This window comes from Aquabacterium olei (assembly GCF_003100395.1).
GTDB lineage: Bacteria > Pseudomonadota > Gammaproteobacteria > Burkholderiales > Burkholderiaceae_C > Aquabacterium > Aquabacterium olei.
Genome location: NZ_CP029210.1, coordinates 1,358,614 through 1,372,561 on the forward strand (window position 1 = coordinate 1,358,614; position 13,948 = coordinate 1,372,561).

General features: G+C 69.0%; 11 protein-coding genes. 1 reads left to right on the forward strand and 10 read right to left on the reverse strand.

What is annotated here, in order from left to right; all coding sequences use genetic code 11:
- Positions 1 to 18 precede the first annotated feature (18 nt).
- The 5 genes from DEH84_RS06110 to DEH84_RS06130 all read right to left on the reverse strand — a co-directional run bounded on the left by DEH84_RS06110 (position 19) and on the right by DEH84_RS06130 (position 5,613).
- Positions 19 to 873: an EAL domain-containing protein gene (locus tag DEH84_RS06110; RefSeq protein ID WP_109035712.1), complete on the reverse strand. Its 855-nt coding sequence runs from the start codon at positions 871 to 873 to the stop codon at positions 19 to 21.
- 64 nt (positions 874 to 937) lie between these two features.
- A complete protein-coding gene (locus DEH84_RS06115) occupies positions 938 to 2,476 on the reverse strand; it encodes a cryptochrome/photolyase family protein (protein ID WP_109035714.1) in 1,539 nt (512 codons plus the stop codon).
- A complete protein-coding gene (locus tag DEH84_RS06120) occupies positions 2,473 to 3,864 on the reverse strand; it encodes a DASH family cryptochrome (protein ID WP_109035716.1) in 1,392 nt (463 codons plus the stop codon). The genes DEH84_RS06115 and DEH84_RS06120 overlap by 4 nt, the downstream gene beginning before the upstream one ends.
- Positions 3,861 to 4,022 carry a DUF2256 domain-containing protein gene (locus tag DEH84_RS06125; RefSeq protein ID WP_109035718.1) on the reverse strand — a complete coding sequence of 54 codons (162 nt, stop codon included), beginning with the start codon at positions 4,020 to 4,022 and terminating at the stop codon, positions 3,861 to 3,863. The genes DEH84_RS06120 and DEH84_RS06125 overlap by 4 nt, the downstream gene beginning before the upstream one ends.
- Before the next feature lies 1 nt (position 4,023).
- Positions 4,024 to 5,613, reverse strand: coding sequence for a cryptochrome/deoxyribodipyrimidine photo-lyase family protein (locus tag DEH84_RS06130; protein ID WP_109035719.1), 1,590 nt, complete (start codon positions 5,611 to 5,613; stop codon positions 4,024 to 4,026).
- Between the two features lie 162 nt (positions 5,614 to 5,775).
- Here DEH84_RS06130 and parC point away from each other — a divergent pair, with 162 nt between their 5' ends.
- Entirely contained in the window at positions 5,776 to 8,100 is a 2,325-nt protein-coding gene (gene parC / locus DEH84_RS06135) for a DNA topoisomerase IV subunit A (RefSeq protein ID WP_109035721.1), read from the forward strand.
- A gap of 6 nt (positions 8,101 to 8,106) precedes the next feature.
- Here parC and DEH84_RS19310 read toward each other — a convergent pair whose 3' ends face one another.
- From DEH84_RS19310 to DEH84_RS06160, 5 genes are all read right to left on the reverse strand, one after another.
- Positions 8,107 to 8,592 carry a DUF4405 domain-containing protein gene (locus DEH84_RS19310; RefSeq protein WP_218929764.1) on the reverse strand — a complete coding sequence of 162 codons (486 nt, stop codon included), beginning with the start codon at positions 8,590 to 8,592 and terminating at the stop codon, positions 8,107 to 8,109.
- Positions 8,593 to 8,752: 160 nt separating this feature from the next.
- Positions 8,753 to 9,751: a sodium-dependent bicarbonate transport family permease gene (locus tag DEH84_RS06145; protein WP_109038243.1), complete on the reverse strand. Its 999-nt coding sequence runs from the start codon at positions 9,749 to 9,751 to the stop codon at positions 8,753 to 8,755.
- 101 nt (positions 9,752 to 9,852) lie between these two features.
- Positions 9,853 to 11,301 (reverse strand): bifunctional serine/threonine-protein kinase/universal stress protein, encoded by a 1,449-nt coding sequence (locus tag DEH84_RS06150; protein WP_109035723.1) that lies wholly within the window; start codon positions 11,299 to 11,301, stop codon positions 9,853 to 9,855.
- A complete protein-coding gene (locus DEH84_RS06155) occupies positions 11,291 to 12,034 on the reverse strand; it encodes a metallophosphoesterase family protein (protein WP_109035725.1) in 744 nt (247 codons plus the stop codon). Before DEH84_RS06155 ends, DEH84_RS06150 begins: the two co-directional genes overlap by 11 nt.
- A gap of 126 nt (positions 12,035 to 12,160) precedes the next feature.
- On the reverse strand, positions 12,161 to 13,822 hold the full coding sequence (locus DEH84_RS06160) for a methyl-accepting chemotaxis protein (RefSeq protein ID WP_109035727.1): 1,662 nt from the start codon (positions 13,820 to 13,822) through the stop codon (positions 12,161 to 12,163).
- Positions 13,823 to 13,948 lie beyond the last annotated feature (126 nt).

Sequence of the window (13,948 nt, forward strand, 5' to 3'; positions counted from 1 at the left end):
CGCATGGTAGCCGGCTGATCAGGCGAGGGGCGCAGGGAAGGTAGGGGGCGGATCGGCGGCGTCGGGCTCTTCGGCGTGCCGGACACCCCCCGGGCCCCAGCTCACATCACCGCACACCACGCGCCACCCCGATTCGGCCTCGCCATGCGGTTGGGCCTGCTGGAAGGCGTAGGAGACGGTGACCGTCATGCCCTTGCCGCCCAGAGTTCGGTAGGGGCGGGTCACCTGTACGCGTCCCGGTGACTGGAGCGCACGCTTGAAGTACGGCCGGCGCGCCCAGCAGGCGCCGTCCGCCTGCGCCAGCGGACTGAAGGCCGGCCCCTGTGCGGTGCGCTGGTCTTCCACCCACAGGTTCGGCCCCACCTGGAAGCCGGATTCGTCCAGCACGAAGCAGACCAGTGCACCGGGCAGCGCCAGGAACGAGCGCGCGGCTTCGTCCAGCGAGCGCCCCGCGCTCAGCAGCACGCCCGCATAGCCGATGGCGTTCTGGAAGGGGGCGAGCAGGTTCTTCTGGCGCTGCCGCTGGGCGGCGCGGAAGCGGGCCAGCTCGCCATGCAGCGCCACGATGTCGTCGTGGCGCGCGCGGCGATCGAGTTCAGGATGCGGGCGCGCAAAGTAGAAGCCTTGCACCAGATCGACATCCGACTCCAGCGCGAGCAGCGCCTCGCGCGCCGTCTCGATGCCCTCCATGAGCACCAGGGCCTCGGCCTCGTGCAGCACGGATACCGTCTGCGTGATGACACGCAGGCGCGCCGGGTCTTCGGCCAGGGCGGTGACCAGGCTGCGGTCGAGCTTGACGATGTCCGGCCGGATGCGCCAGACGCGGTCGAAGTCGGAGTGGCCGGCGCCGAAATCGTCCAGCGCGATCAGCATGCCGCGGTCGCGCAGCGCCTCGACGGCATGGCGCCCCTTCGGGTGCCCCGATCCCGGCGGCGCGTCAGAGCGTGTCGATGTCTGCCAGCCACCGTGTGGCCTGGGCCTGGGTGGCGGTGCGCTCGTCGGGTGTCATGCGGTCGATCTGCTTGTAGACCATGCCGATGCGAGGGTTGCGACGCAAGGTCTGTTCATGCCGCAGGTGGAAATCCCAGTAGAGCGCGTTGAAGGGGCAGGCGTTTTCGCCCAGTCGGGCCTTGCGGTCGTAGGGGCAGCCGGCGCAATGGTCGCCCATGCGGTGCAGGTAGGCGGCGCTCGACACGTAAGGCTTGGTGGCCAGCTGGCCGCCGTCTGCAAACTGGCTCATGCCCAGCGTGTTGGGCGCCTCCACCCACTCGAAGGCGTCGATGTAGACGCCCAGATACCACCGATGCACCGCTTGTGGATCGAGCCCCGCCAGCAGCGCGAAATTGCCGATCACCATCAGACGCTGGATGTGGTGGGCGTAGGCCTCGCGCAGCGACTGGCCGATGGCCTGCTTCATGCACGCCATCCGCGTGTCGCCCGTCCAGAACCAGGCGGGCAGCGGGCGCGTGTGGCCCAGCTGGTTGCGCTCGGTGTAGCCCGGCATGTGGGCCCAGTACACGCCGCGCACGTACTCGCGCCAGCCGAGGATCTGCCGGATGAAGCCTTCCACCGCGGGCAGGGGCGCGTGGCCGGCTTGCCAGGCGGCCGTTGCCGCGCCCACCACCTCGCGCGGGTTCAGCATCTTGGTGTTGAGCGCGAACGACAGCAGCGAGTGAAACAGGCGCCAGCCGCGGTGCGTCAGCGCGTCCTGGAAGTCGCCGAAGTGGGGCAGGGCGTGCTGCACGAAGGCAGCCAGGTGCTGCAGGGCTTCTTCGCGGTTCAGCGGCCAGGCCAGCGTGCCGGCCTGCGGCTCACCGAAGTGGGCGACACCGGCCGCTTCGATGGTGGACCACAGCGCGCGATGGTCGTGCGGGGTGCGCCAGTCGGCAGGCTCGGCCGGGGTGCCGGGCCACGGCTTGCGGTTGTCGTGGTCGAAGTTCCACTGGCCGCCGGATGGCTTGCCATCGGCCTCCAGCAGCACGCCGTGGCGCAGGCGCATCTGCCGGTAGAAGTGCTCCATCAACCACTGCGTGCGGCCCTGGAAGATGGCCCGGGCCTCGTCGCGTGTGGTCAGGAAGTGCTCGCTGTCCACCATCTCGACCACGACGCCTTGCGCGCGTTGCCCCCGGGCCCAGGCCGCCAGCTCGGCGTCAAGCCGCCATTCATCGGGTGCCTGGTACGCGACGCGCAGGGCACCGTAATGGGCCACGAGGGCACTCAGGTTGCCCGTGATCGACTGGCGGTTGCTCGCATCGTCGATGGCGACGTAGCGCACGCGGTGGCCGGCTTCTTTCAAGCGGCGCGCCATGTCCCGCAGGCCGGCGAAGATCGCGAGGATTTTCTGCGCGTGGTGCTGCACGTAGTCGGTCTCGCTGCGTACCTCCATCAACACGTAGACGACATCCGGGTGCACCTCGGCCAACCAGCTGTGCTGCGGGTTGAGTTGGTCACCGAGGATGAGGCGCAGTGTGGTCATGCGGTGCCCCACAGCCGGCGGTAGTGGCCTTGTGGGTCGTGGTCCTGCGCCTGCTTGTCGAGGTTGAAGCGGCGTCCGCCTCGCGGGTCGGTGCCGCGGCCGGCCACATACAGCCAGTTCCCCTGGTTGCTGTAGACGTCGTGGTCGACGAGTTGGGATTCGAACCAGGCGGCCCCGGCACGCCAGTCACAGCGCAGGTCGTGCACCAGGTGGCTGGCCACCACCTGCCGCATGCGGTTGGACAGAAAGCCGCTGGCTGCCAGTTCCCGCATGCCGGCGTCCACCAGGGGCTGTCCGGTGCGGGCCTCGCACCAGCGCTGGAAGGCCTGGGGGTCATGGGGCGGTGGGGACAGTTGAGTCAGGCCCCGGGCGCGATACAGCGCACGGCCGTGCTTGAGGTGCATCAGCCGGAAATGATCGCGCCACAGCAACTCGAACCACAGCCAGTAGCTGCCGTCGTTTGCGCCGTGTTCGGCCTCGAAGGCGCGCAGCGCCGCCATGATCTGCGGGGCCGACAGCGCGCCGCTCGCCAGCCAGGGAGAGAGCTTGCTCGAGTAGTCCACGCCGATCAGGCCATTGCGCGTGTGCTTGTAGCTGTGTGGCAGTTTGCGGCTCATGTACTGAGCCAGATGGTCCTGCGCGCCAGCCTCGCCAGGGGCGCAGGCGGGCAGGTGGTAGGGAAAGGCCGAACGTGCCTCCGGCATCAGCACGGGGGGCACAGGCCGTTTCAGCGGGGTGTGGCACAGCAAGGGCGGCCCGTGCGCGCCATCCTGAGTGAGCCGCGCAGCATGACCCTGTGCCGCAGCCATCGGCTCCCAGAGCGCATCGTGCGGGGGCAGGGCTGGCAGCCGGGCGGCGGCGGGCAGCGGCGCCCGGGGTTGCACGTCGGCGCGCTCCACTTGCTGCCGAAAGGCGGTGAACACGTCCGGGGTCCGCTCCACGGCAAAGGGCAGGTCGGGTGGATCCAGCAGGCTCGACTGCCACACCGGCGTCCAGCGCCATCCCTCCAGGCGGGCTGTGCGCGCCAGCGCGTCGGCCTCGTCCTGCTCCTCGGGCGCGGCAATGGCCTCGGCGCTCACCTGCACGGCCTGCACCGCCCGCACCAGCCGCGGCAGAAGGGACACGGCCGCGCCGTGCAACACCAGCAGGCGGCTGCCGCGTTGCTGCAGGGCGCTGTCGAGCGCAGTCAGCGTGTCGGCCAGCACGGCCATGCGGTGCGGCCCCATGCGGCGTGGCACCCAGCGTGTGGGCTGCGCCTGGGCCGGATCCCAGATGTAGACCGGCAGCAGGGTGTGCCCGTGGGCCTGGGCGGCCCGCACCGCGCGGGTCAGGGCCGGGTTGTCAGCCAGACGCAGGTCGTGGCGGAACCAGTGGATCACCGTGCTCATGCGGCAGCCTTGCCCTGTGAGGGGCGCTGCTGTCGGCAGCGGTCGGAGCAGTACTTGACCTCGTCCCAGTCGCGCGCCCATTTGCGCCGCCAGGCGAAGGGCCGCTGGCAGGCCAGGCACAGCTTGGTGGGCAGATCGGCTTTCTTGCGCATGCGCATGTCAGAACTCCAGGGACAGCTGCGGATGGTCGGCCGCCGGCGTTGCGGGGCTGCGGCTGCGGCGCGGGCCCAGGCCGCGGCCATCGCGGTTCACGCGCGAGCCGTGCCGCTCGACGATCCCGGCCACGGCAGCCTTCACGTCGGGCCGCGCCCGCACGGCGTGCACCTGGGCACGGGCGGTCCGCAAGGCCGTCTCCAGGTCCACCAGCGGCAGCGGGATGTCTGCAGCCGGGTCGCTGCCCACCCGCACACCACAGCGCTGCTGCACATCGGGCGGCATGCGCCACGGCTCGAACAGCCAGGTGTCGGGCACGCGGCGCAGGGCAGGCAGCCATCGGCGCACGAAGTGCCCTTGCGGGTCCTGGTCGCGCGCCTGCTTGATCGGGTTGTAGACCCGGGTGGTGTTGATGCCCGTGGTGCCTGCCTGCATCTGCATCTGGCTCCAGTGGATGCCGGGCTCGTAGTCGACGAACTGGCGCGCCAGCCACAGGCCCACGGGCCGCCAGTGCAGCCAGAGCGGATACGTGGCCACGGACACCAGCATGGCGCGCATGCGGAAGTTGAGCCAGCCGGTCTCGCGCAGCATCGTCACGCAGGCATCCACCAGCGGCCATCCGGTGCGGCCTGCCATCAGGGCCGCGAGGCGGGCCTCGTCGGCGGTTTCGTCGCGCAGGCCGTCGTAGCCGCGGTGCAGGTTGCGCCACTCCAGCTCGGGCTCGCTCTCCAGCTTCTGAATGAAGTGGCAGTGCCAGTGCAGGCGGCTCAGGAACGCGCTCAGGCCAGCGTGCTGCCTGGCCGCGTGCGGGTCAAGGGCGGCCTGCGCGTGAAGCACGTCCATGCGGGCTTCGGTGGCCTGCACCACCTCGCGCATCGACAGGCAGCCCCATGCGAGGTAGGGCGACAGACGCGAGCACGCGGTGGGGGCCGACAGCGGCGACGAGATGCCCCCGCGGTAGCGCCCGCAACGGTCATGCAGGAACTCGTTCAACACCGCCATGCCTGCTTCGCGGCCGCCACGCTGGCGATGGCGCGGCAGCCCGTCGGTCAGGCCCAGCGCGGCGGAGGCGGGCAGCACAAGACCCGGCGCTGCGGCTCTGCCAACATCTTGCGTCATCGGTGCCCGCAGCGTCGGGCTGGCCATGAAGCGCTGCCAGTGCCGATGCCACCCGTTCCGGTCGCGCAGGCGCCGCACGACCCCGGTCTGCGGTGTTTCGCCAAACACCACACCGTGCGCCGTGCACCACTGCGCCACCGCCACATCGCGCTGGTACGTCACCGCGTTGCCCGTTTCTTCGTGGGCCAGCAGCGCCTCGAACGGGGCTTCAAGCCACAGCGCGTCCAGTACGTCGACCACCTCACCCTGGCGCACCATCAGGCGGCAGCCGGCCCGGCTCAGCGCCTGTTCCAGTTCGATCAGGCTTTCGCGCACAAACGCCCACTGCCGCGCCGATGCATCGGGTTGCCGCCACAGCGAGGGCTCGATCACGTACAGGCAGCGCACCCCGGCTGCACCGTGGCGCGCCAGCGCTGCATGCAGCGGCGCGTGGTCGACCGTACGCAGGTCGCGCTTGAACCAGACGAGGGCAGACATCCGATGAGCGTAGCGAGGCTGCGGCGCTCTGCCGCGAGACTGAGTCCGGCAATCCGATGCAAACCCGCGTCAAAGGGAGGCCCGCCCGCCGCCGGCGAGAGGCCGCCGTGCCACTACACTTCCTTCCGCCCGGACAGCCCGGGCCCGCATTGACCGACCACGATGACCCAACAGACCATCGATTTCACTGCGCCGCCCAGCGATGGCGGCGAGTCCCTGACCCTGGCCCACTACGCCGAGCGCGCCTACCTCGAGTACGCACTGAGCGTGGTGAAGGGCCGCGCCCTGCCCGACGTGTGTGACGGACAGAAGCCCGTGCAGCGCCGCATCCTGTATGCGATGGCGCGCATGGGCCTCACCTTCTCGGGCAACACCGGCCCCAAGCCCGTCAAGAGCGCCCGCGTGGTGGGCGACGTCCTGGGCCGCTATCACCCGCATGGCGACACCGCCGCCTACGACGCCATGGTGCGCATGGCGCAGGACTTCGCGCTGCGCTACCCGCTGATCGACGGCCAGGGCAACTTCGGCTCGCGCGACGGGGATGGTGCCGCGGCCATGCGTTACACCGAAGCCAGACTGTCGCCGATTGCCCGCCTGCTGCTCGACGAGATCGACATGGGCACGGTCGACTTCGTGCCGAACTACGATGGCTCGACCGAGGAGCCCAGGCAACTGCCCGCGCGCCTGCCCTTCGTGCTGCTCAACGGCGCCAGCGGCATTGCCGTGGGCCTGGCCACCGAGATCCCCAGCCACAACCTGCGTGAAGTGGCCGCCGCCACGGTGGCCCTGATCCGCAACGACCAGCTGTCTGACGCCGAACTCGCCGAAATGCTGCCCGGCCCCGATTTCCCCGGGGGCGGCCAGATCATCTCCAGCGCGCAGGACATTGCCGACGCCTACCGCACCGGCCGCGGCAGCCTCAAGGTGCGCGCACGCTGGAAGATTGAAGACCTGGCCCGCGGCCAGTGGCAGCTCGTCGTCACCGAACTGCCGCACGGCACCAGTTCGCAGAAGGTGCTGGAAGAGATCGAGGAGCTGAGCAACCCCAAGATCAAAGCTGGCAAGAAGGCCCTGACGGCCGAGCAGTTGCAGCTCAAGACCACCGTGTTGTCGGTGCTGGACGCTGTGCGCGACGAGTCGAGCAAGGACGCTCCGGTGCGCCTGGTGTTCGAGCCCAAGAGTCGCACCATCGACCAGCAGGAGCTGATCAACACGCTGCTGGCCCACACCAGCCTCGAAACCTCGGCCCCGATCAACCTCACCATGGTGGGCGCCGACGGCCGGCCGACGCAGAAGAATCTGCGGCAGATCCTGTCCGAGTGGATCGGCTTCCGCATGGAAACCGTCACCCGCCGCACGCAGCACCGCCTGGACAAGGTGCTCGACCGCATCCACATCCTCGAAGGCCGGCAGCTGGTGCTGCTCAACATCGACGAGGTGATCGCCATCATCCGCCACAGCGACGAGCCCAAGGCCGCGCTGATCGAGCGCTTCAACCTGAGCGACCGCCAGGCCGAGGACATTCTTGAGATCCGGCTGCGCCAGCTGGCCCGGCTGGAGGCCATCAAGATCGAACAGGAATTGTCCGATCTGCGTGGCGAGCAGGGCAAGCTCGAAGAGATCCTGGGCAGCAACACGGTGCTGCGCCGCACGGTGATCAAGGAGATCGAGGCCGACGCCAAGCAGTTCGGCGACGAGCGCCGCACGCTGATCCAGGCCGAAAAGCGCGCCGTGGCCGAAGTGAAGGTGATCGACGAGCCGGTGACGGTGGTGATCAGTGAAAAGGGCTGGGTGCGCGCCCGCACCGGCCATGGCCACGACCCGGCGGGCTTCGCCTTCAAGGCGGGCGACGGCCTGTACGGCACCTTCGAGTGCCGCACGGTCGACCCGCTCATCGTGCTGGGCAACAATGGCCGCGTCTACAGCGTGCCGGTCAGCAGCCTGCCCGGTGCCCGCGGCGATGGCCAGCCCATCACGACCATGATCGAGCTCGAATCCGGCACGCAGCCGCGCCATTACCTGGCCGGCTCACCCGACCAGACCGTGCTGCTGGCCAGCAGCGCCGGCTTCGGTTTGCTGGCCCGGCTGGGGGATCTGATGACGCGCCAGAAGGGCGGCAAGGGTTTCCTGACGCTGGACGAAGGCGCCACGCTGCTGCCACCGGTGCGCGTGCAGCCCGCCCACACCCAGGTGGCTTGCCTGGCACAGAGCGGTCGCATGCTGGTGTTCGGCCTGGACGAGCTCAAGCTCCAGTCCAATGGCGGCCGCGGCCTCACGCTGATGGAGGTCGACACCCAGGCTGACCCGTTGATTGCGATCGCCACCGTGCACCAGGGCGTGCGCGTGATCGGCACCACGCGGGGCGGCAAGCCCAAGGAAGAGGATGTGCGCAACAGCGCCTACGCGGCGCACGTCGGCAAGCGCGCCCGCAAGGGCAAGCTGGTGGATGCCTTCCAGAAGGTGCTGTCGCTGCAGGCGATGGGCTGACGCTGCTCAGGGCGTGGGCAGGGCGGCGCGCAGCGCTTTGCCAACCTGCTCGCGGTCGCCAGCCACGCTGGCCAGGTTCTGGTCCGGTCCCTGGACCGTGAAGCCCGCCTGTTCCAGGCGGCCGACCAGGGCCTCGACCGGCTCGCCGCGCAGCGCGGCCACCCGGCTCAAGGGGGCGTGGGTCAGGGTGTTGATGGCCAGGCCGGCCGGGCTGCCGCCACCCTGCTGAGGCACCAGGAAGGAGCCGATCAACAGCACGGCAAACACCCCGATCAGCACCCGCCCGACGGGTTGCTTCAGGTGCCGCACAAAGGCCGGCCCGTTGGCGACCCCGTGCGCCACCACGCCGGCCACCATGGCCCAGCCCAGCCATTCGTGGGCGGCCTTGTTCAGGCCGGTATCGAGGTGGAAGAACATCAGAAGGCCGGTGACGGCCATCAGCAGAAAGCTGCCGATGGTGAGCGGCGTGGCCCAGTTGCGCGAGATGGTCATGGCGGGCGACGTGAATGAGGCCGGAGAGGCCGAGATGCCTGCCAGTGTCCGGCCTGCCGGCCGTGGCCGACTTGCCTTGTCGCAAGAAGCGGCGTGATGCCCGCGCCCGCGCCGACCCGCTACACGCTCATGCTGACCGGCCTGCCTGCGAGCGGGGCGCTCAGCCGTGCCACAGGCGCGCCACCACGGCCGTGTACAGCGGGATGCCGGCCAGAATGTTGAACACGAAGGTGACGGCGAGCGACAGCCCCAGATAGAGGCCCGGGTTGGCCTCGGGGATGGCGTGGCGCAGCACCGCGGGCACCACGATGTACGACGCACTGGCCGCCAGCACCGTCAGCAGGGTGGCGTCGCCCTGCGAGAGGCCCAGCGTCCATGCCAGCCCGATGGCCAGCGCCCCATGCACCAGCGGGCCCAGCAGGCCGTAGGCCAGCAGACCGGCCGGCACGCCCTTGAGCAGCGGCAACTGCCGCGCCACCAGCAGCCCCATGTCCAGCAGGAAGATGGCCAGCATGCCCTTGAACAGGCCCGACGAGAAGGGCTCCATCATGGCCTTGCCGTGTTCGCCCGTCACCATGCCGACCACCAGGCTGCCCAGCAGCAGCAACTGGGCGCCGTCGGTCAGGGCCTCGTGCAGTACGGCCTTGACACCCAGCGGCGGGCCTTCGGCGGCCGGTTGCGTGGCCGTGACCACGGGCGCCGTGTTCCGCTGCTGGCGTCGCACCCAGCTGGCCAGGGCCACGGCCATGATGATGGCCGGTGATTCCATCAGCACCAGGGCCGCCGCCATGTGGCCACCGAATTCGATGCCCTGGTTGGCGAGGTACTGCGTGGCCGCGATGAAGGTGGTGGCGGAGACCGAGCCGTAGGTGGCCGCGACGGCCGCGGCGTCGAGCTTGTTCAGCCAGCGCTTGAGCAGCACATACCCCATCAACGGGATCACCACCGCCAGCAGGGCCGCGGCCAGCAGGCCGGTGACCACATGGGGGCCCAGGCCGCTTTGGGACAGCGAGAAACCGCCCTTGAGGCCCACCGACATCAGCAGGTAGAGGGACAGGAAGCGGCTGATGGCCGCGGGGATCTCGAGGTTGGAGCGCAGCAGACCCGCGACCACGCCAAACACAAAGAACAGGACCGCAGGGTCCAGCAGATTCGACAGAGCATTCATGGGGTCGGATGCTAGGGCTTCCGATCAATCATGAAAACTAAAATGTTCGAATTCAAATCATCGGGATGGCCGATGTGATGGGGCGTGCCCCCTCAGACGCGAACCACCGTGACCGAACATTCGGCCTCGGCCACCACCTGCGCGCTCACGCTGCCCAGATAGCGCCGCAGCGCCGAGTTGCCCCGCGCGCCCATCACGATGTGGTCGACCTGGTTGCGGTTGGCGAAATCGACGATGGCGGCGGCGGTGTCCGGCGCCTCGAGCACATGAAACGTCAGGCGCTGCTCGTCGAGCTTGAGGTCCTGCTGCAGCGGGCGGGCCCAGTGCTTGATCGCGACCAGCTGTTGCACGTGCAGGCTGTTGCCCTGTTCGTCGGTCAGGGTGTCCATGCCGATGCGGTTGGTCTTCATGATGCTCACGCAGGCCAGCCGGGCGCCGGGCTCGATCTGAAGGATGCGGCGCACGGTCGACAGCAGCTTCTGGTCGAGTTCCGGTGTACCGGTCTTCACGCCGATCGCCACCATGATGATCGGGCAGCGCTCCACATGGCCCACGGTCGTGGTCTCGACCTTGGGCTCATTGCCCATGGCCTTGAACCAGCGGCTCAGGGTCTTGAGCTTGCCACTGGTGCCCAGGCGGTCTGCGCGCGGTGTCAGCGCGATCTGGTCGGGGTGCTGCAGGTCCTGGGCGATCTGGGCGGCGCTCTGATAGCGCTTGTCGGGATCGACCTCCAGGCAGCGCAGGATGACCTCCTGCAGCCACGGCGGCAGATCGGGCTTGATGGCGCGCGGTGGCACCGGGTCCGTGTAGAGCCGCTTGCGCAGCCCGCTCACGGTGTTGGGCTGCCCGAAAGGCCGCTGGCCCGTGCTCAGGTGGTAGAGCATCACGCCCAGGGCGAACAGGTCGCTGCGCGGGTCGTTGCGCACGAACTGCACCTGCTCCGGCGAGATGTAGGGCCCTGTCCCCATGGGCAACGAGAACTCTTCCTCCAGCAGATCGGGGAGCTGGTCGTGCCGCGACAGGCCGAAGTCCACGAGCACCACGGTGCCATCGGGCCGGAACAGGATGTTGCTCGGCTTGATGTCGAGGTGCACGACGTGCTGCTTGTGCAGCGCATGCAGGGCCACGGCCACGCGCGCGCCAATGCTGGCCACGTCGTCGGCAGGCAGGGGTGCCTCATCGAGCCGGGGGCGCAGCGACACGCCCGGAATGTGCTCCATCACGATGTAGGGCTGGCGGATGAAATCGCCCTTCGCGATGAAACGCGGCACGTGCGGCCCTTTGAGCATGGGCATGACCATCTGCTCGACCTCGAAGCCGACGATGGTGGCGGGATCTTCGCCGCCCTTGATGCGCGGGATCTTCATGATGAGCGGGCCTTCGCCATCGCCGGGCCCGGGCTGTCCGTCCACACGGACCACGTCCCACAGCGTGGCCATGCCGCCCATGTGCAGCTTCTGCTTGAGCAGAAAGCCGTCGATCACCATGCCTTCCTGCAGACGCGGTGCAGGCGCCGTCAGGGTCGTCTCCTTATCGTCCATCGATCAGCCTTTCTGCGAGGGCCTCGGGCAGACCTGCCTCGCGCACACGGCGTGCGGCGGTCTCATGGTCATAAGGTACGCGATGGAAGGTGAGCAGGGCTGAATCCGTGTCAAAGGTGGCGTAGCACGCCGCCGGATTGCCGTCGCGTGGCTGGCCCACCGAGCCCGGGATGGCCAGCCAGCGCCGCGCGGGCGACAGGTTGATGGGCACGCCGCCGACCGGCATGAACTCGCCCGCCTTGCCGGTGGCCGACAGGTGGTACAGGCAGGGCTGATGCATGTGGCCGCAGAACACGAACTGGTGCTGGGTGGCAAACAGGCTGCGCGTGGCCTCCATGCGGCCCTGCAGGTACTCCCAGTGGGCGGGGTCGTGGACGTTCGCGTGGGCCACCAGACAGGGGCCGATCTCGGCGGTCAGCGGCAGGCCGATCACCCAGTCACGCTGCGCCGGCGTCAGCTGGGCCTTGGTCCACGCGAGCGAGGGCATGACGTGGTCCGCCATCTGGCTGGTGGTGTGCTCGCCCAGGGCGTCATCGTGGTTGCCCCGCACGCACAGGGCGCCTTCCGCCTGCCGTGCACGCACGAAATCCAGCGTCCAGCCCGGGTCGCCGCCGTAGTCCACGTAATCCCCGAGGAACACGAGGCGGTCGAAGCCCTGCGCGAGGGCGTCGGCGTAGACGGCTTCGGTGGCCTGGCGGTTGGCGTGGAGGTCGGACAGCAGCGCGAGTTTCATGGCAGAGGGGCGAGGGCAGACTCAGTCGAGTCTAGCCAGCCCAGCTCACGAAATCGCCCGGATTGCCTCGGCGCGGCTCAGGATTAACCCCTGGCACGGCCCGCGTGCCAGGGGGTGAACGCAGGTTCAGCGGGAGGCGGGTGCGGCCTCGTGCGCGGTTTTGGCGGCCTTGCGCAGCGCCACGGCATCGGTGTCGCCGTGGTGCTTGTCGCTGGCGTCGAGGCGGAACACCTTCACCGAGTCGGCCAGCACGCGGGCGCGCTCGGCCATCGACATGGAGGCGGCCGCGATCTGCTCCACGGCCGCCGCGTTCTGCTGCGTGATGCCGTCCAGTTGCGACACCGCCTGGTTGATCTGCGAGATGCCGCTGAGTTGCTCGCGCGCGCCGTGGCTGATCGTGCCCACCAGCGATCCGACCTGGTCGACCGAGGTGAGCGCCTCGCGCATGGACACGCGTGCGGCTTCGCTCATGTCGGCGCCGGCCTTGACCTTCTCGCCCGAGTCGGTGATGAGTTGCTTGACCTCCTTGGCGGCGGTGGCAGTGCGCTGCGCCAGGGCCCGCACCTCGGCGGCCACCACGGCAAAACCGCGCCCTTGCTCGCCCGCCCGTGCGGCTTCCACCGCGGCGTTGAGCGCCAGGATGTTGGTCTGGAAGGCGATGCTGTCGATGACCTGGATGATGTCGTTGATGCGCGAGGACGATTCCTCGATCGCGCGGATTGTGCGGGTGAGGTTGTCGACCGCCTGGTCACTGCGTTGCGTGATGCTGGTGGTCTGCTCGGCAAGTTGGGCCGCCTGCTGGGCGGTGTCGGCGCTCTGGCGCACGGTGCCGGTGATCTCCTCCATCGAAGCCGCCGTTTCCTCCAGGCTGCTGGCCTGGGCTTCCGTGCGGCCGGAGAGGTCCTGGTTGCCCGAGGCGATCTCGCGGGTGGCGATCAGCATCTGGTCGACCTCGGTGCGCGCGTCGCTCACGATGGCTCGCAGGTTGACCTGCAACTGGTTGAGCGCCCGCGTGAACTGGCCCACGATGTCCAGCCGGTCGGAATGGATGGGCACGGTGAGGTCGCCGGCTGCCATGCGGTTGGCAAAGCTCAGCAGGTCGCGGAACGGCGCGACGGCCAGTCGACTGAAGACGACGCGGCCGAGCAGGCCGATGCCCAGCATGAACAGCGCGGCGAGCAACCATTTGGCGTTGCCGAGTGCCTCCAGACCGTGTTCGACCAGCATGCCCAGGCCGAAGCCCAGCGCCGTCATGATGACGGAGGCCACGGTCAGCTCGCCGGCCAGATCCATGTAGGTGAGGTCGGACAGCTTGCCGCGCCAGCCCAGACGCACCACGCGCCCGTTGTGCAGCCCGACCGTGCGGGCACCCGATTCGGCTTCGGCGCGCATCTGGGCGTACAGCCGCGTGGCGGCGTCGATCTCGGCGGCCTCCGGCTCGGTGCGCACGGACATGAAGCCGACGGGCTCGCTGCCCTGCATCAGCGGCGTCACGTTGGCGCGCACCCAGTAGTGCCGACCATCCTTGCGGCGGTTCTTCACCAGCCCCGACCATGGCCGGCCGGCCTGGATGGCGGACCACATGTCCCGGAAGGCCTCCCCCGGCATGTCCGGATGCCGGATCATGTTGTGGGGTTGTCCCAGCAGTTCGTCCCGCGTGTAGCCGCTGACGTGGATGAAGGCCGGGTTGCAATAGGTGATGCGGCCCTTCAGGTCGGTGGTGGAGACGAGCGACATTCCCCGAGGGTAGGGGAAGGGCTCATCGATGACGGGCAGGTTCACGCGCATGGTGTTCAGCAGTCAAGGGTTGTGCTTGACAGGAAGCAAACGGCCCGTCCTGTCTGCGGATCCCCGTTGGCAATGGGGATGAGGGAATGTAGAGGGGTATTCGGCATTACGGGCCGAAATTTGAGG

What these genes read in the sequence shown, in the direction of transcription:
- DEH84_RS06110 (WP_109035712.1), bottom strand. Translation starts at nt 873, where the DNA reads ATGCTGATCGCGCTGGACGATTTCGGCGCCGGCCACTCCGACTTCGAC.
- DEH84_RS06115 (WP_109035714.1), bottom strand. Translation starts at nt 2,476, where the DNA reads ATGACCACACTGCGCCTCATCCTCGGTGACCAACTCAACCCGCAGCAC.
- DEH84_RS06120 (WP_109035716.1), bottom strand. Translation starts at nt 3,864, where the DNA reads ATGAGCACGGTGATCCACTGGTTCCGCCACGACCTGCGTCTGGCTGAC.
- DEH84_RS06125 (WP_109035718.1), bottom strand. Translation starts at nt 4,022, where the DNA reads ATGCGCATGCGCAAGAAAGCCGATCTGCCCACCAAGCTGTGCCTGGCC.
- DEH84_RS06130 (WP_109035719.1), bottom strand. Translation starts at nt 5,613, where the DNA reads ATGTCTGCCCTCGTCTGGTTCAAGCGCGACCTGCGTACGGTCGACCAC.
- parC (WP_109035721.1), top strand. Translation starts at nt 5,776, where the DNA reads ATGACCCAACAGACCATCGATTTCACTGCGCCGCCCAGCGATGGCGGC.
- DEH84_RS19310 (WP_218929764.1), bottom strand. Translation starts at nt 8,592, where the DNA reads ATGACCATCTCGCGCAACTGGGCCACGCCGCTCACCATCGGCAGCTTT.
- DEH84_RS06150 (WP_109035723.1), bottom strand. Translation starts at nt 11,301, where the DNA reads ATGGACGATAAGGAGACGACCCTGACGGCGCCTGCACCGCGTCTGCAG.
- DEH84_RS06155 (WP_109035725.1), bottom strand. Translation starts at nt 12,034, where the DNA reads ATGAAACTCGCGCTGCTGTCCGACCTCCACGCCAACCGCCAGGCCACC.
- DEH84_RS06160 (WP_109035727.1), bottom strand. Translation starts at nt 13,822, where the DNA reads ATGCGCGTGAACCTGCCCGTCATCGATGAGCCCTTCCCCTACCCTCGG.